The 17628-nt window shown below is 38.9% G+C and carries 21 protein-coding genes; 17 read left to right on the top strand and 4 right to left on the bottom strand.

The window, feature by feature from the left end; translation table 11 throughout:
* Positions 1-9: 9 nt before the first annotated feature.
* Positions 10-1947, bottom strand: coding sequence for a sialate O-acetylesterase (locus ACVBDY_RS10590; RefSeq protein ID WP_447175452.1), 1938 nt, complete (start codon positions 1945-1947; stop codon positions 10-12).
* Between the two features lie 362 nt (positions 1948-2309).
* Positions 2310-2768, bottom strand: coding sequence for a hypothetical protein (locus ACVBDY_RS10595; RefSeq protein WP_447175453.1), 459 nt, complete (start codon positions 2766-2768; stop codon positions 2310-2312).
* 291 nt (positions 2769-3059) lie between these two features.
* Here ACVBDY_RS10595 and ACVBDY_RS10600 point away from each other — a divergent pair, with 291 nt between their 5' ends.
* The 5 genes from ACVBDY_RS10600 (at position 3060) to ACVBDY_RS10620 (ending at position 7055) form a co-directional block, all read left to right on the top strand.
* Positions 3060-3512: a lipocalin family protein gene (locus ACVBDY_RS10600; RefSeq protein WP_447175454.1), complete on the top strand. Its 453-nt coding sequence runs from the start codon at positions 3060-3062 to the stop codon at positions 3510-3512.
* Between the two features lie 53 nt (positions 3513-3565).
* Positions 3566-3775 (top strand): hypothetical protein, encoded by a 210-nt coding sequence (locus tag ACVBDY_RS10605; RefSeq protein ID WP_447175455.1) that lies wholly within the window; start codon positions 3566-3568, stop codon positions 3773-3775.
* A 343-nt stretch (positions 3776-4118) separates the two neighbouring features.
* Entirely contained in the window at positions 4119-5219 is a 1101-nt protein-coding gene (locus ACVBDY_RS10610; RefSeq protein WP_447175456.1) for a serine hydrolase domain-containing protein, read from the top strand.
* 837 nt (positions 5220-6056) lie between these two features.
* Positions 6057-6356, top strand: coding sequence for a TonB-dependent receptor plug domain-containing protein (locus tag ACVBDY_RS10615; protein WP_447175457.1), 300 nt, complete (start codon positions 6057-6059; stop codon positions 6354-6356).
* Between the two features lie 33 nt (positions 6357-6389).
* Positions 6390-7055, top strand: a complete 666-nt coding sequence (locus ACVBDY_RS10620) for a DUF2461 domain-containing protein (RefSeq protein WP_447175458.1) — start codon at positions 6390-6392, stop codon at positions 7053-7055.
* A gap of 81 nt (positions 7056-7136) precedes the next feature.
* Here ACVBDY_RS10620 and ACVBDY_RS10625 read toward each other — a convergent pair whose 3' ends face one another.
* Complete coding sequence (locus ACVBDY_RS10625; RefSeq protein WP_447175459.1) at positions 7137-7694, bottom strand: GNAT family N-acetyltransferase; 558 nt, start codon at positions 7692-7694, stop codon at positions 7137-7139.
* Positions 7695-7971: 277 nt separating this feature from the next.
* Between ACVBDY_RS10625 and ACVBDY_RS10630 the strand changes: the two genes are divergently transcribed.
* The 9 genes from ACVBDY_RS10630 to ACVBDY_RS10670 all read left to right on the top strand — a co-directional run bounded on the left by ACVBDY_RS10630 (position 7972) and on the right by ACVBDY_RS10670 (position 15381).
* The gene (locus ACVBDY_RS10630; protein WP_447175460.1) at positions 7972-8499 is read left to right on the top strand and encodes a GNAT family N-acetyltransferase; all 528 of its coding nucleotides are present in this window, start codon (positions 7972-7974) and stop codon (positions 8497-8499) included.
* Between the two features lie 23 nt (positions 8500-8522).
* A complete protein-coding gene (locus ACVBDY_RS10635) occupies positions 8523-8894 on the top strand; it encodes a DUF1801 domain-containing protein (RefSeq protein WP_447175461.1) in 372 nt (123 codons plus the stop codon).
* A gap of 19 nt (positions 8895-8913) precedes the next feature.
* Positions 8914-9285, top strand: a complete 372-nt coding sequence (locus tag ACVBDY_RS10640) for a VOC family protein (protein WP_447175462.1) — start codon at positions 8914-8916, stop codon at positions 9283-9285.
* 181 nt (positions 9286-9466) lie between these two features.
* A complete protein-coding gene (locus ACVBDY_RS10645) occupies positions 9467-9973 on the top strand; it encodes a MepB family protein (protein WP_447175463.1) in 507 nt (168 codons plus the stop codon).
* Between the two features lie 145 nt (positions 9974-10118).
* On the top strand, positions 10119-10535 hold the full coding sequence (locus tag ACVBDY_RS10650) for a DUF6194 family protein (protein WP_447175464.1): 417 nt from the start codon (positions 10119-10121) through the stop codon (positions 10533-10535).
* Between the two features lie 269 nt (positions 10536-10804).
* On the top strand, positions 10805-11887 hold the full coding sequence (locus ACVBDY_RS10655) for a redoxin domain-containing protein (protein WP_447175465.1): 1083 nt from the start codon (positions 10805-10807) through the stop codon (positions 11885-11887).
* Positions 11888-12321: 434 nt separating this feature from the next.
* Positions 12322-13185 carry a TlpA family protein disulfide reductase gene (locus ACVBDY_RS10660; RefSeq protein ID WP_447175466.1) on the top strand — a complete coding sequence of 288 codons (864 nt, stop codon included), beginning with the start codon at positions 12322-12324 and terminating at the stop codon, positions 13183-13185.
* Between the two features lie 89 nt (positions 13186-13274).
* Entirely contained in the window at positions 13275-14663 is a 1389-nt protein-coding gene (locus ACVBDY_RS10665) for a TlpA family protein disulfide reductase (protein WP_447175467.1), read from the top strand.
* 157 nt (positions 14664-14820) lie between these two features.
* A complete protein-coding gene (locus ACVBDY_RS10670; protein WP_447175468.1) occupies positions 14821-15381 on the top strand; it encodes a magnetosome magnetite crystal formation protein family in 561 nt (186 codons plus the stop codon).
* Between the two features lie 91 nt (positions 15382-15472).
* Here ACVBDY_RS10670 and ACVBDY_RS10675 read toward each other — a convergent pair whose 3' ends face one another.
* Positions 15473-15919 (bottom strand): GNAT family N-acetyltransferase, encoded by a 447-nt coding sequence (locus ACVBDY_RS10675; protein WP_447175469.1) that lies wholly within the window; start codon positions 15917-15919, stop codon positions 15473-15475.
* Positions 15920-16280: 361 nt separating this feature from the next.
* On the opposite strand from ACVBDY_RS10675, the gene ACVBDY_RS10680 reads away from it, so the two are divergent.
* The 3 genes from ACVBDY_RS10680 (at position 16281) to tssD (ending at position 17628) form a co-directional block, all read left to right on the top strand.
* A complete protein-coding gene (locus ACVBDY_RS10680) occupies positions 16281-16586 on the top strand; it encodes a nucleotidyltransferase family protein (protein WP_447175470.1) in 306 nt (101 codons plus the stop codon).
* A 38-nt stretch (positions 16587-16624) separates the two neighbouring features.
* Positions 16625-16873, top strand: coding sequence for a HepT-like ribonuclease domain-containing protein (locus tag ACVBDY_RS10685; RefSeq protein ID WP_447175471.1), 249 nt, complete (start codon positions 16625-16627; stop codon positions 16871-16873).
* A 347-nt stretch (positions 16874-17220) separates the two neighbouring features.
* Positions 17221-17628, top strand: coding sequence for a type VI secretion system tube protein TssD (gene tssD / locus ACVBDY_RS10690; protein WP_447175472.1), 408 nt, complete (start codon positions 17221-17223; stop codon positions 17626-17628).

The following is a 17628-nucleotide window of genomic DNA, read 5'->3' on the forward strand; positions in this document are numbered from 1 at the left end:
ATGAAAAAGTTACTTTTTGAGTTCAAAAGGACTTGCCGGTAACCCGTTTTCCGAGTACAGGTTGGCCGTGGCCGGATTATTTGCCCAGGCGTACCGTACCACTACCGGATTAGAAACCGCAGCGTTCCACACCCTTACGGTATTTTTACCTGTTATTTCGGCTTTTGCCCAAATAAAGTTTTTCCCGTCCGCCGAAATCGCGAAATACTCCGGGGCTTTGTTATTACGGGTCACCAGACCTTTTCCGGTATGATCAAACGTAACAATTACGTGGTCCTTTTTGAAATTTGCTTTCGCGGGAATAGGTCCCGAAGCTGTTATTGTCTTTTCGCCATAAGCCATCTTCCTGGCCAGCAATGCCAGGCGCTTGCCAACATCTTTTTTGTTCAGAGGATGAATGTCATTCCATTCACCGAGATCGGTAATAACAGCCATTCCCGTATTCGGGACGGATAAAGTATTTAATTGTGCCTGTCTTAATGCCGCCCAGTTACTTTCCACCGGGGTATCGGTTTCTTCCATAAAATTTGCCAGTTGAACATAGAGGAAAGGAAAATCGCCCTGCTTCCATGCTTCTCGCCAGTTTCCTATCATGGCAGGGAAAGTTTGGTTATACCCTTCCGGGTTTCCGGTGTTGGATTCCCCCTGGTACCAAATGACCCCTTTTATGGAATAATTGAATAAGGGAGCTATCATTTTGTTGTATAATCCCCCCGGTTTCCAGCGTATAAAAGTTTGTCCCGGTGCGCGGGGCATCGTTGCGCCTGTCCGGTATTTCCAGGTGCCTTTCAGATCTACGGTGTCGCCGGGAACAGCAAGATAATACGGTTTGTCCGGGACAAAACCACCGTTCCCCGCATTACATACCACCCGGACGGTTATAGTATTTTTACCTGCTTTCAGTACACCGGTTTCGATATCGTATTTTCGCGGGGGATATTGGTAACCGGTAGTCCCCACCTGTTCCCCGTTGATATAAACATAATCCTGGTCTATAATACGCCCGAGTGATAATCTTGCAGGTTTACCCGTCATATTTTTCGGAATATCCACCGTTTTACGGAACCAGACAGTGCCTATGTGCTTCCCTACGGAACCTTCTTTCCAATATCCGGGAATCTCCGTGGTGTTCCAATCCTGATCTTCCGTTTCCGGACTGCTCCAGGAGTTGTTTTCTGCGAGTCCCGGATCTTTGGCATTCAGGGTCCGGTACCAGTCGGCGGCACGGGTACTGTCTTCCGTCTCTATTTTTTTAATAAGAGCGTCATCCTTAAATTTTTGAAGTTCTTCATAGGCGTAAGGAAATTCTCTCAGGGTTTCTTCACTCATCCAGGCCTCAACGGGCGAACCTCCGAGGGCAGCATTGATAAGCCCTATGGGAACCTGGTATTGCTCATATAATTCCAATGCGAAAAAATACGCTACGGCAGAAAAGTCGAGAATAGTTTCCGGGGTGGCACTTTGCCATTCGCCGTCTTCCAGGTCTTTATTCTCCTTTTTAAAATCATATTGATCCGGCACCAGGAACTGCCGGATATCCGGATTTTCGGCCAGCCGGACGATTTCCGCATATTTTTCGCGGACCCTCGCCATAGGGAGTTCCATATTGGATTGTCCCGAACAGATCCATACATCCCCGAATACAATGTTTTGTATCGCTACCCGGTTGCTTGCTTCAAATACCATATCATAGGGACCACCGGCTTTTTGTGAAGGGAGGGTAATATCCCAATTGCCGTTATTATCTGCCTTTGCGGTATAGGTAATATCCCCGAACGTAAGTTTTACGGATTCACCGGGAGAAGCCCACCCCCAGACTTTTATTTCCCGGTCCCGTTGCAGGACCATACCGTCACTGATAAGACGGGGAAGCCGGATTTGTGCGGATATGATTGCCGGGAACTGTATGAGTAAAAAAAGAATACCGAATATGCTGGACTTATTCATGGGTTGGTTGGTTTTTAAAAACTATGCAATTTTTGAATTTTATGTATACATCTATTTTCTTATAGTCTATATGACTACTAAAATACATTTTTTTGAAGAATAATATCAGATTTGAACCGGAAGATTTCTGTTTTTCACAAAAAAGAAGGGGAATTTTTATAATCTGATTAAACCCAGGAAGAGGCTTTAACCGGAGGGATGCCCCGTAAAATGCTTAATACACAGGTTTGTGACCGGGAAGACCCGGGCAGGGAGATTTGCAGACATTAAAGAAAAGATTATAACGGAAACAGGAACTTTCGGGATTTGAGATACGAATAAATGTTTTTTACATGAGATCAAATCCAGGAATGATCCCTGGGTCATTCCGTTGAAATTTCATAAAAAAGGCCCGGTCCGTCACATACCTGCAAATTGTTGACCAAAACATTTTCTTTCGCATCCATCCCCAGGTATTCCTTATTGTCGTTGGAGCAGGTTCCTATGACGGGGTTGCTATCATCCGTGTAAGTAAGCGACACCCCTGTTTGATCACCATCCTGTACAATAACAAATGTTCCCTCACCGGTCAGGGTATCATTATCCATCACCCTGGTCTTAACAAAAGTGTCATCGTCATTCAATACATAAGTTTCCTGCCATTCCATATCTTCTCCACTAATAACCGAGTCCTGTCTGCTGGGCGTCATTTCGAATAATTTCCATTCCTGAGGATAAGAATTGTTCAGGAGCGGATTATCTACGGAAGAATCATTATCATCATCCGAGCAGGAAAAAAACAAAAAGGCTAAAAACACGAAATATTGGATACGAAAGTTCATGGCTTCTAATATTTTTAGTTATTAAAATAATGCAGGTGAGTTGGAAAGATGGCCATGTTCTAACAAATATCGGGCTTTTTCACCTTTTAAGTAAGAAAAAGCGGCGAAAATTAGAAGTACATCGGGAATTATATTTTATTTGTACCCTTATTTCCATATAGCGGAGCCGGGGGGTATGATGGTATTACATACCCTTATATCTTATGGAAAGTAATTTGTACATCCGGTAGAAGCCATTGCAAATTCAGTATTAAAAACAGGATTTTACTATAAACCACCAAAACCATAACGATGAAAAAAACCTATCTATGTATTGTCGCTGGATTGACCATGCTGCAATCATGTACAACCGCAACAAAAGAAAAAGGGCCCTCCATACAAGGAACCTGGAAACTCGTTTCCGGGACCACCATACAAGATAAAGATACCGTGCATACCGATTACACTAAAGACCAGGAGATGATCAAAATCATCAACGATACCCACTTTGCCTTTTTACGGCACGATCTGAACGACGGGAAGGACAGCAGTGCAGTCTTCGTCGCCGGGGGAGGGAAGTACACCCTCAAAGGAAATAAGTACACCGAACACCTGGAATACTTTAATGTCAGGGAATGGGAGGGAAACAGCTTCGAACTTGAATACGAAATCAAGGGAGATACCCTGACCACTAAGGGAATTGAAAAAGTCGAAGCCTTAGGAGTAAACCATATAAATATTGAAAAATACATAAGAGTGCCATAACATAAAACCTACCCGATTTTCATCATATACAAAACAGTTTTATGTGCAAACCAGTGGAAAGACCGTACCTTGTTTTCTGGTGGATGATTCCCGTAATCATGGGCTTGGGGTTTCTCCATCCTCAGGAAACATTAGATATAAATATCCATGATACCTATTACGTCATAGCATATTTACATATGGCTATACTAATTTCGTTTGTGTTTGCCATTATAGGTTTGGGATATTGGGGCAGTGTGGAAATTGGAAAGAAGACTATTTAGCTGGTTGAGTTTCATTCACATAGCATTTACCATCGGAGGTGCTGTTTTTCTTTATATTTTGCAATTCGTGGATTCGGGTTTACCCAAAGAAGATGTCTTTGCATATATGAGATATATGCATTGGATATATACCGTTTCCCGGCTTCTGATTTTCGTTATATTGCTGTCACAATTAGGCTATTTGGTGAATATAATATGGGCATTGTTACGGAAAACCTCTGGTACCCGTTTACAAAGTATCTAAAAAACTTCCCTAAAAAATATCTCCATACCTTTTCGCTCAAACGGAAATAATTATATTTACTTCTCCCGAACAGAGTATTTTCAAAATATACCAAAGCCAATGAAATACATATATTACCCTTTGTTCCTTATATTTTCTCTTATGGGTAGTATTGCTTCAGCCCAGAAAGCAGAAGAAATCCATGAATATCTTCAAAATAAAATGAAGGAACACCAGATTCCGGGGTTACAGCTTGCCGTAGTCAAAAACAATGAAATCGTATTTTCGGAAGCATTAGGATTGGCCAATCTCCCTTTTTCTGTGGCTGCTATGAAAAGCACCGTTTTTTCTATTAATTCCGTAGGCAAGGTCTTTACATCAACCGCTATAATGCAATTAATGGAACAGGGCAAACTTCAATTGTCAGATCCTGTATCCCGACACCTTAAGGATCTTCCTGGTGATTGGCAAGACATAACCGTAAAACAATTATTGAGCCATACCTCCGGCCTCCCCGATGTCGAAGCGCCGAACGGTCTTGTAGGTGGTAAGGACATGGATACTGCATGGGCGATGTTACAAAAACTTCCCCTGAAAAGCAATCCCGGAGAAAAATTCAACTATATAAGTACCAATTATCTCTTGCTGGGTAAGGTTATAGAAAAGTGCAGCGGTGTACCTTTCGGGCAATTCATTCAGGAAAATCAATGGGACGTCGCCGGGATGTTCGCCACCGTTTACAGCAATTCTTCCGATGTTATAGAAAACAAGAGCCCTACATATTCCTATTACTACCAGGACAAAGTCTCGGGCGAGTATAAGAAAGGAGATCGTTTACAAGAATTACACGAGGAATTCCCCCTCGCCTTAAGAACAGATTCCGGCGTATTCTCCAATGCCGGGGAAATGGCGCAATGGATTATAGCCCTGCAAACAGGAAAACTGTTGAAAAACAAGGAGACAATAAAAACCATGTGGCAGCCGGTGCCCCTGAACAATGGTAAGTATGGTGGTTTTGGAGGTATTTTTACGGCCTACGGACTGGGATGGCCCGTGGTACAAAGAGAAAAACACCCGGCAGTTGTTCCCATAGGCGGAGGGCGGGCTTCATTCTTTATCTACCCCGACGACGACCTGGCGATCGTTTTACTTACCAATCTCATGAGAAACGGTTCCTATAAAATCATAGAAGGCGTAGCCGGGTTTTATTTAGAGGATTAAAGTACTTCGTATACAAAGTATTTGTAATGCAATTAAGACTTCTGTAACATTTTTTTGAATAATTCGTCATGAGGGTAAATGACTATGATGATAAAGCCATCTATTTTTTGTGCCTTCCTTATATTATCTGTTTTTCTTTGTCCCGGGACTTCTTTTGCACAACAGATGACAATAGAGCCTTTACTCTTTATTACTACAGAAAATGATATAATACCAGCAGAAAGAGGAATATATAAGGAAACCGAAAATGATGAAGTTTCCCCAGATTTCTTACCATCTTATTTTATACGATTTGCAGTATCGACCCAGTTCCTGGAAAATTGATTCTTTACATGCATCCGGATATTGATCGTTTTATCAGAGAAAGCCTTAAGAGTAAAAGGTTCATACACTTCTTGAAAGATCGGGAAATAGCAGATTTTATTGTGGTTAATATACATGTACAGGATATAAACACTCTTGTCAATGATTTATACATGACAGAAGAAGGAATTTTTGGTAATAAAGCTGATAACCTTTGGAGAGTAAGACCATCAAAAATAAAAGAGATCGAATGTTGGCCCATTATTTATGATCCTTTTTCACCAGTATATTGCCACGTGGGAAACAGCGTTAATCATATTTTGAAGCTTTATGAAATAACGTATTAAAAATAATCTCTTTTATCTCTGGTTCGTAGTCAGTACCGATCTCAAAAATAAATTCTGTATTTTTAATGTTACAAACACGCAAAACCCAATGAAAATAATTTGTTTTTCAATCCTTATATGCTTTTCAGGCTTGAATATTTTTGCACAACAACAGCCCTCGGATGTCTATATAAAAGTTAAAAATCTGATGGCGGAAGAATTGCAATACACACTGGAGCCGAAAACCAATAAAGTTCAGGATAAAGAACAAGATGCCGCATCAGTCCGGTCCGACAGCACTAAAATACTTATCTGCAAGGTATACAATACATTGAACGATGAACCACTCCTTATACTGGATGGAATCCCTGTAAAACCCGCCATGCTCAATCAATATAAAATAGAGGATATAAAAGACATAAAAATATTAAAAGGTGCGAAAGCAACCGCTCTTTACGGGGCAAGAGCAAGTAAGGGTGTAATATTATTATATTCCAAAAAAAATTAAATTCCTAAATTTGGATAAACAAAATCCATCAGAATGATCTCCAAAGAAACTCTTACTTTCCTCAAAGACCTTAAAGATAACAACCAGCGCGACTGGTTTAATGAAAACAAAACACGATTCAAAACCGCAGAAGCAGAGGTGAAAAGTGCCGGAAACACCCTTTTCGAAATAATGAAAACGCACGATGCGGTAGACAATGTAAAACTATTCAGAATATACAGGGATGTACGCTTTTCGGGTAACAAAGAACCCTATAAAACCCATTTCGGGATTACGTTTCACAGGCAAAAGCCCGAATACCGGGGTGGGTATTACCTGCATATAGAACCCGGAAACTCCTTTATTGCCACAGGCTTCTGGAACCCGGAAAAACAGGACCTCAACCGCATTCGTAAAGAATTTGAAACAGACGACTCCGAAATGCGGGAAATTATGAACGACAAAACCCTGCAATCCGTTTGGGGCGGGCTCAAGGGAGACGAAGTAAAATCAGCTCCCAAAGGTTTTAATAAAGAACATCAGGCCATAGACCTCATTAAGAAAAAGCAGTATATCTTCACTAAAAACTTTACAGATAAAGAAGTATTGAGCAAAAACTTCCTCGAAGAAGTAGATAAGTCCTTCCGCACCATACGTCCCTATTTCGATTATATGAGCGATGTGCTTACCACCGATTTAAACGGAGTTTCGTTGCTTTAGACCATAAAAATAGAGCAAAATTTAAGCGGAGGATAATAAAAACGAGACAACATTAATTCTCCGCTTTACTAAAATTTTAAACTACCTCACACACTGCAAATGTTCCATCCTTTTCCCCGACAGGGTCTTTTCTCCCACAACAGCAAAGCCCATTTTCAGGTATAGTTTTTTAGCTTTCGGATTGTCTTTATCTACCAATAACCCTAATACCTGACCTTGCTTTAACACATATTCCGCAATCAGAAATTCCAGTATCCCGGACCCGATCCCCTTACCCTGCATAGCCGGGTTTACACCAATGCAATCTATATAAAACTCGCCCGGCTGCGTTTCCTTTTCCATAGTCAAATCCCGACCAAACCTCAGTTTTACCTCATCGGCAACAGGCTTTTGCAGCACGTCCAGCAATGCCCCGTCATAAACGATGGCAGCCCCCGTTATTTCACCCGCATCTTCCGCTATCCAGCAATTTTCATAAGAGTACTGGTTACCCTTTCTGCCTGCCAGGTTTTCCAGGAAACCGGTAGCCTTTTCCGCATTCCTTTCCCCGATAATATTATACGTAATGTCTTCCATAGCCAACATAATATAAGCAGCTATAACTTCAGAATCCTCTTTCTTTCCTTTCCGGATGACCATTGCCTTTTGCGGTTAGATGTTTGTGCAAAGGTAACCATGTTTCCTCGTCAGGATAAGCGGATTCCATCGTTTTCTGCCCCCATCAGATAATAGGGTATAAGTAAGGAGAACCAAAACTATTTATTTGAAAATAAATAAAATGGTGGTAAATTGTCATCCTCAGCTTTTGCGAAAGGGCTTTAACTGATGGTTTATAGTGCTCTTTGATTATATAATAATCAGGGATTTGAATCTTGTTTTAATTCGCGTTAAGTTATTTTCAAATTCAAATAACAAGATGAACGAAAACTGCTTTCCTGCAATACGAACAGAACGCCTTTTTTTAAGACGATTAGAACAATCCGATTGGGCAATGATCTCCTACCTGCGTACAGACAAAACGATAAACAAATTTGTGAAAAGGCCAAAAGCCGAATCCAAAGAAAAAGCACTCGAATTCATAGAAAAAATTAACTTTGGAACAGACCATAAGACTTTTTACTATTGGTGCATATCCATAAAAGGAGACCCGACAATGATGGGGAGCATCTGCCTGTGGAATTTTTCAAAAGACAGAAAAATAGCAGAAGTCGGATACGATTTAAGTTCCGAATTCCAGGGAAAAGGTTTTATGAGTGAAGCCTTGAAAAGTATCATTGAATTTGCCTTTAACAACCTGGGTGTTGAGGTGATTGAAGCCTATACACACAGAAAAAATAACAGTTCTAAAACACTATTGGAAAGAAATAACTTCAAGTGTATTCCCGGTAAAATGGACAAAAACAATGAAGACAATGTGATATTTGAAATAAGAAATAGTAGATAATGACTACTAAAACACAATATAAAATGACCCGCGAAAAACTGGACAATTACTATCTGAACAAAAACGAACCCAACAAAAGCTGTTTACTTACCCTGCGCAGTATTATTCTGAAGCAGGACGAAAACATAACCGAAACCCAAAAATGGGGGATGCCTTGCTTCTGCTATAAGAATAAGATGTTTTGCTACCTGTGGACAGACAAAAAAACAAACGAACCATACATTTTAATGGTAGAAGGGAGATACCTTAACCACGCAGAACTGGAAGAAGGCAACCGTTCCCGGATGAAGATCTTCAGAATAAATCCCGATAAAGACCTACCAATGAAAACCATACAGTTATTGCTGAACGATGCCTTGGATTTATACAGAAACGGAACTATTAAGATCAAATAAATAGCTGAGAAATCTTAAAATGGAAAGCAACACACCCATCCGCAGGATCGTACCCAACATATATTCCGATAACCTCGAAAAGAGCAAACAGTTTTACACCCAATTCCTGGAAATGGAACTCGTTATGGACATGGGCTGGATACTCACCTTTGCTTCAAAGGAAAATCCTACGGCACAGATATCCGTTTTTGAGAATACCAAAAAAGAAACGCTGAACAACACCGCCATATTCCTGTCCGTAGAAGTATCTGATGTAGATCAACTCTATAAAAGAGCGAAAAACCAGGAATGGGAAATCGTATATCCTATTACCAATGAACCCTGGGGCGTAAGGCGCTTTTTCGTAAAAGATCCCAACGGGGCAACTATAAATATATTAAAGCACTTATAAAACTTGCCAAAAAATGAACAAGAACAGGACCCCCTGGTGTTCGTTTGCAACGAGTACCCATTGTTTCTGCGTTTGTAACGCATTAGACTGAGAGTCCTCTGCCTTGTAAGTCCTTTATAACCAAATGCTTTTCGTCCGTTTAGATAGCAGTAGGAAAAAACGATAATAGAAGAACAAACCGATGCAGAAAATGGTCAATAGTGAACTTGCCGGGATTAAAAAAATGATTTACGACAAATGCGCACTTCAGATTTCCGGATTTAAAAACGAACCGGAAAGTAAAGACTACGAAGCCTGTCAATTTCAACTTAACGAGCGGAATATTATTTGCAGAAATGCAAAAACAACACCTAAAAAAGCCGGGCAGTTTGTAACATTCTGGAAACGGAACGGAAAGGGCCCTATTGAACCATTTCATGAGACAGATCCCATAGATTTCTATGTTGTAAACGTTCAAACCAAAAAACAGATGGGGCAATTTGTATTCCCCAAATCCGCGCTCATCAAAAAGGAAATAATTTCAACCGACAAAAAAGAAGGAAAAAGAGCCTTTAGAGTTTATCCTTCCTGGGACGTTACCCACAACAAGCAAGCAGAACAAGCTCAAAAATGGCAACTTAACTATTTTTATGAGATCAACAATTCAACAGACCTGAAACGAGTGATAGAATTGTACAAAAATAAATAAGACAGCAAAGCCCCGACAATCACAAGTTTCCCGGCTTATGTACTCTTCATCTGCTTATACAAAAACTATTTATTTAAAAGTTATTGAAAGGATGGTAAATTAATGACATTAAGTATTTTTGTGTCTTCATCCGAAAAAACTAAGAATGAGACCAGAAGAAATAAAAGATTATATTATCGAAAACTTTGAAGGGATCAATATTATGAAGTCAGGCGAAGACACCTTTTTTATGCCTGATAAGAGTGCTAAAATGCCATTTGCAACAATCATTACATCCGATAACGAATATGACAATGTATCCGATTTAGACCGGGACGGATTTTATCGCTTCAACGTGGGTATTGACAAAAAACAATATGAAACCCTGTTTAAAGATATCCCGAAGAAAAAAGGAGTTGGCGCCTATTTGGATTCAGACATAGATTTTACTAAAGAAGATAAGATATTACCACATCCGGTATATAGCTCTATGTATTGGGTTTGCGTTGTTAACCCATCTAAAAAGACATTTGAATCTTTCAAAGAATATCTGGCTATAGCTTATAATAAAGCATCAAAATAATCGTAATGCTTCCCCCTGGTGCTCGTTTGCAACGGGTGCCTATTGTCCCGGGCACTCCCCGAAAACCTCTATTATTCCTTGTAAATATCCATCTCAAAAACCTCCCCAAAGCCCCGCGCCGGGGCTTTTGTTGTTTTTGTTAAGCAGTCATAAAATGTTGGATGTTATGGCGAAAGGAAGTATATTGTTGTAGGAAAACAGTCTGGCCCCTTTATTTTACCACGGTTTTAGCACAGTTCTTTCCTCGAAAAACACAAAAACACACCCGTATGAAACCAACACTACGCAAACCTGCTTTAATACTTTTCTTTTCCGTGCTCTTAGCCTGTCAGAAAAACAAAGAAACCCCCGGGTTTTTGATAACAGGTACAATTAGCGATAACTACAAAGGCTATATTTACCTCGACTATAATAATACCGTAGACAGTGCCCTTGTAGAAAATGCTTCGTTCCGCTTTAAAGGAAAAGTCCCGCAGCCACTCGAAGCCTATTTACTTCCCGGGTCACCCAAATCAGGAGAAGGTATGACGGTATCCCCGTTTATGCTTGAAAACAGTACTATAAACATTGCACTTGAATATCGTAAGTTCCGGTACAACGGATCAGAGATCAAAGGTTTCGATATGGATAGCATCAGTGGTTCTGCCAGCCAGGAACTAAAGGAAAATTTCGATGCCAGAATGGAGGATACCTTTTATAAAGAAAAAAACGACAGCATAAAAGAAACCATACTCTACAAAAACCTATTGGAGTTTATAAAAAACAATCCGCAATCGGTATTGAGCGGTAAGAAACTTGCCTCTCTAAGTAATTTTCACGGATACCCGGACAGTGATCAGATGCAATATCTACTGGAGCAAATGGATACGGCTTACCAGGATAAAAAGGATTTGAAAACCATTAAAAATATCATTAACAGGAGAAGGGTACTGGATATAGGAAAAACCCCGCCTAAAATTATACTTCCCGATCCCGATGGAAAATTAGTGGATAGCGATTCATTACGGAGCAATTATGTTCTCTATGAATTTTGGGCGTCCTGGTGTCGTCCATGCCGGCAAACGAATCCCGGTTTACGTAAAGTTTACAATGCTTTTCATAAGGATGGTTTCCAAATCCTGGGTGTTTCCATAGACAAAGACCCGGACAAATGGAAAACCGCCATACAGGAAGATGAACTCCAATGGATACAAGTCATAGATTCCCTCAATGAGACAGATGAAAAATATCATCTCACTACCATACCGTATAACGTATTACTTGACAAGGAAGGCAAAATTATAGCGCGAAATGTTAAACCCGAACGGTTAAGAGACATCCTTACAGAGAAACTCCAATCAGGCATACAATAACCCACAAAACTATCCGCTCTGGCGCCCGTTTGCCATGAGTGCCCATCGTCCCTGGGCGTTTGCAACGCCCTTTTTAAAAAATATGATCCAAAAAAACTCCAATGATGTCCAGATCGATAACCCGTTCCATTTCACTTTTAGTCGTCGTATCCCTTTTTTCTTGCACTCAAAAAAACACAATTGAGGCACATATAGAGGGGCTTGGCAATGATACCATACTCATTGAATATGTTGATTTGTCCAAACCATTTATAGGAAAGCATAAAACGAACCTGCGTTATACAAAGGATACGATTTTTGCTGAAAATGATAAATTTATTTATAACAATAAAGTAAACAATCCGATAATAATGGAGATAACCCCTGTACATGGCAGATATAAAAAACCCGGTGGTGGTGAAAGAAGAGCCAGTACCAAAACAATTTTTTTACAGGTGTCCCCGGAAGACAAAATAAAAATAGAAGGTAAAGCCGAAAAGTATTATATAGATTATACGGTCAAAGGGTCCCGCATCAGTAGAGAATATAGTACCCTAAGGAAGGATAAGTTACCCTATATAATACAAAACGATAAAAATTATTTAATACGGGATACATTACGATTCCTTAAAGCAAAAAACACAGAAATAGAAAAAGTAAGCAATACAATCAACAATACCCGTAAATTAATAAATGATATTGATCTCCGATATATTGAAAATAATCCCGATAAAGATATTTCTGTTTACCTGTCGCTCCATTACGGCAAATTACATCAAAACCATCAAAAGTTTACCCATGAGGTTCGTAATGGGGTATTTAAATCGTTCATTGACCATGAAATTGCCCGTTTAGAATATTTAGACCAAAAACAAAAAAGGAAAGAACAAGGAGAAATTTCAGAAGGTAAAAGGGCACCGGACTTTACATTAAAAAACATAGAAGGCAACCAGTTTAATCTCTATCGTTCCAATGCGGAGTACGTAGTATTAGATTTTTGGGGCAGTTGGTGCCTGCCCTGTATAAAAGGTTTTCCCAGGATGAAAGAATATCACAAAAAGTATAAAAGCCGCGTAGAATTTGTAGGGATCGCATGTATGGATAAAGAAGGTAGATGGAAACGAGCAGTTCAACAACATGGTGTTCATATATGGACACAACTATTAAATGGAGCTGCCCCGGCTTCAGATGCCTCATTAAAATATGCAGTTCTGAACTATCCTACTAAAGTTATTATAGACAAAGAGAAAAAAATTATTGGAGTTTTCGAAGGAGAATCAGACGATTTCTATACTACATTAGATAAATTGATGAAATAAACAGGAATGACCGATCTTGATTCTCCCCGGGGTTCACTTGCTACGAGTACCCACCGTTCCCGGCTTGTACAATATAAAAAACCGACAAAATGAGAAGATTTAAAATATTCATTATCTCTATTATTTTTCTTTCCGGTTGTCAAAAAGCAGAAAAATCAGAATGTATAGAATTGGATTTCATAAAAGAATATCCCCAACAAGTGGTAATTACAAGCTTTTCCGAGAATTTTGTGGATGATTACGACACCATTCTTATAAACAAACCAGATGAACGAAAAATAAATTTATCCATTAAAAGGCCCCAATATCTATATCTTCAATTACAGGGTAAAGTACTTCAACTATATGTTCAACCCTCGGAACATTTAAAAATATCAAAAGAAAATAACAGCTACGTTTTCGAAGGAACATCAAAACAAGAAAACCAATTTATGCAAGAGGCCCTGTCCAATGCAGACCTGAAAAGTAAAGCATGGGACTACAATAATCCCTTTAATGATTTCAAAAACCAGGTAGACGATTATTTTAAGACCAAAGATAAATTGTTGGCCAACTACATCACAGAAAAAGAAAACAAACACTTTTATAACCTGCAATTAACAGAGAGCAGAGCCTTTAAGAATATAGTATATCTGGATTATATAAACCGGAAAGACAGTTCGGAAAGAGACAGTCTGTTTTTTCAGTATTTTAATAAAGATTTGATCGATTTTCAAGCGATGAAACCGTATTTAGAATCTTCCTTTTTAAAGTCATTTTACGGAAAAAGGGGTGTTGAGTACTTTCTGAAGAAAAAATATCGTGAAAAATTGAATGAAGTAAGAGAAGAGCAGGAACTTTATATTTTAAGAGGGAATATTATCTCGGAGTATTTTCCACAGCCCATAAAATCTATGTTAATTTATAACGACCTGAAATATTACCCATTAGAGTTTGAACATTTTCCCGATTCATTGAATTTGACACCACCGAGGGAGATGTTCAATAAATACAAAGCAGCATTAAATGAAGAAGCATACAATACATTAATGTTGCGGTATGATTTATCCCAAAACAAAAAGAGGGCCTATGCACAAGGAGCGGTTGTACCGGAATTCACATTTAAAGATCAATCATGGAATGATTTTAATTTTGACGTAAACAATTTTAACAAAATGATTCTTTTAGACATCTGGGCAAGCTGGTGTAAACCCTGTATTGTCAAATTTCCGGAAGTTAAGGCCCTGGAAAATAAATATAAAGACCAATTAACTGTTATTTCGGTTTCAGTAGATGAAGATACCACAGGTTTTAAAGAAAACATTAGAAAATTAGATGTTCCCGGAAGCTTAAAATTATATGTTACCAATGGCTTTCAAAGTTCCTTTGCAGAGCATTTTCAAATAAAAGCCATACCCAGGTACATATGGATAGACCGAAATGGAAAAATATTGAATGCCAATGCAAACCTTTCTGATTTAAGTGAATATTTAGAATAGATCCGTAAGTAAACACGGAGCACAATAAGTTAAACCAGGTAGAAATTACCTCATTAGTGATGCATATTCACAAAGATGTCGCAAAAATGTCGTACTAAAACCGTTATCAAAATACTATATTCGGGAATAGATTTGTGGCTAGCAATTTGTACAAATTATGAACGAAATTGGATTAAAGATCAAAGAAAGCAGGAAAAAGAAAGGGCTTTCACAGGAAGAATTAGCCGAGGCGGCCAAAGTAAATTTAAGGACCATTCAGCGTATAGAAAACAATCAAAATGAACCTCGGGGAAAAACCCTGAGCCTCATTTGTGAAGTGCTGGAAATAAATGTAGAAGATGTTTTAGACTATGGAAAACATACAGACAGGAAATACCTGGTTTACTTCCACCTTTCCGTATTGACTTTTTTAGCAATACCACTAGGTAACATTATACTGCCACTAATCTTATGGCTTACTAAAAAAGACAAGATTATAGGGCTAAAAGAAATCGGGGCAAACGTATTAAACTTTCAGATTACCTGGACAATATGTATTGGCCTTGCTATCATTGGGCATATCATTGTTATTTTGCGTTACGGTATAAGAATGGAATTCTTGTATGTGTTCCTGGCCTTGTATGTCATAAACATGATTTTACCGGTTGCCTTTGCAATTAAAACGAGGAACGGGCAAACAAAAGAGATGTACCCGACATTTATAAAACTGGTAAGCTAAATTAAATAGAAAATACGGTAACAGGCAGAAAGATTGGAGACGGACCTACTTCATTACACCACCGGTGGTACAATTGAAAAAAAAATCACTGCTATTGAGAATAGATGTTTTTGTGGTGTAGCTCCATCCATACATAAGGATCTGCAAGGTCGGTCCATCCGAACTTTCGGTATAGTTCATGTGCATCCCCGGTAAGTAAAATCCACCGCCTCAATCCTTGCAGGTCCGGATAATTCATAATCACTTCCATGAGCCATTTAGAAAGTCCGTTTCCTCTGTGATTCTCCAGAATATAAACATCACCTAAATAGGCGATGGTAGAAAAATCAGAGATTATTCGCGCAAAGCCTATTTGTCTTTCATGGAGATAAACACCAAAACAAAGTGAATGTTGTATTGCGGTTTGAACTTTATTTTTAGGAATATTTAAGCACCAGTATGCTTTGGTTGATAAAAATTTATGAATCGAATCAACATCCAGTTTTGCCTTTTCAGTTGAAATACAGTATTCATCTTTGTATACGGTCAATGCTGTCATGTAAATTTTCAATAAAGATTGGCCCTTCAAATATATCAATAAAGCATGAATATGAGAATACGTTTATTCCCCATAATCCTTACTGATAATTCTGGTGCCCGTTTACAACAGCCTTTTCCCGGCTATATGATGTGTCCCATTAATTGCACTGTAGTATTACATGTTCTGCCTGCCAAAAATACCACCCCTCTGGTGCTCGTTTGCAATGAGTACCTATTTATTGTCTCCCCCGCATTTGCAATGCCCATAGCACCCTACTACGCCAAGCCCTTAACCGTGGGTAGTAAGCTGATGAAGAAACAATTCAAAAAAAATAAGTTATATTAGCAATATGAATTTGAGAGAGTCTATAAAATATAAAATGGCAGATTTCTTATCATTATGTAAGTCACATAATGTGAAAAACTTATATGCTTTCGGTTCTTCAATAACTGACCAGTTTAATGAAGATTCGAGCGATATAGACTTATTGATCGAAATTGATAATGATGACCCGATTGAACGGGGAGAAGACTTGATGAACATCTGGGATAAGTTTGAACAGTTCTTTCAGCGGAAAGTCGATTTATTAACAAACACTTCAATTAAAAACCCTATTCTTAGAGAAAGCATCGATTCAACAAAAATTTTAATCTATGACGGAAAAGAGCAAAAAATATCTATCTGATATTTTAATGGCTATCGACTTGATAGAAAAATTTACAGTTGACATTGCAGACTTTAATCATTTTAAAAACCCAAAGTGCCGTTGAAAGACAATTGGTAATCATAGGAGAAGCTTTGAATAAGCTCAAAAAAGTAGAGCCAAATCTTGAAATTGAGAATGATAAACAAATTATTGGATTTAGGAATAGACTCGTTCATGCATATGATAGTATCGATAATTCAATAGTTTGGGCTATACTAAATCGTCATTTGAAAAAACTAAAAGAAGAAATGCAAGTGTTAGCATAAAAACCTACTGCCAATGGCAAGCCTATAATCTTGAAATTACAAGATAAAAGAGCTTGCGAAGCAGTGTTTGCCTTTAATTCCCCCTGGTAGCTCGTTTGCAACGAGTACCCATTGTCCCGGGTGTTTGCAACGCCCTTAACCATTTAAGTAAAAGAAAAAGACCAATAAAAACTCCCCGCTTTCAGGTGAAGGCGCCGTACTCCTTTTTGGGTTTTTAATTCAAGTATATAGCCGGGGAGATAGCTGTCCCTTTTATCATGTCTTCATTTAATACAGGAAAAATCTTTATATTTATACACGCAACCTACTCCCGTATTTATGTTATAACTTTCAAACCCAAATACATTATGGCAACTTTTCTTTCCAAACTTTTTATCGACGGATCAGAACTGACCGTCCTCGATTGTTCCTTTACCTTTGAAAAAGGAAGTGATAACAACGGCAAACCCTCAACACGGGCTATGGGAGGTCAGATCAGCCTGCTTCTCGCCGTTAACAAAGACGATTCCCTCTTCGGATGGATGTTGTCCGATACCATGACCAAAGACGGTAAGATCATCTTTTACAAAGACAATGCCATGGCAAAAATGCAGGAACTAGCCTTTAAAAAAGCCTACTGCCTTAAATACGACCAGCGTTTTAATGCAGACAGTTCCAGCCCCATGCAGGTAGAAATTGTCATCTCTGCCCTGGAGGTCACCTATGGAGCATATACTTATAAAAGTAAGTGGCCCGGAGTATCTTCCCTGAATTAA

It is taken from the genome of Sinomicrobium halophytocola, assembly GCF_052983395.1.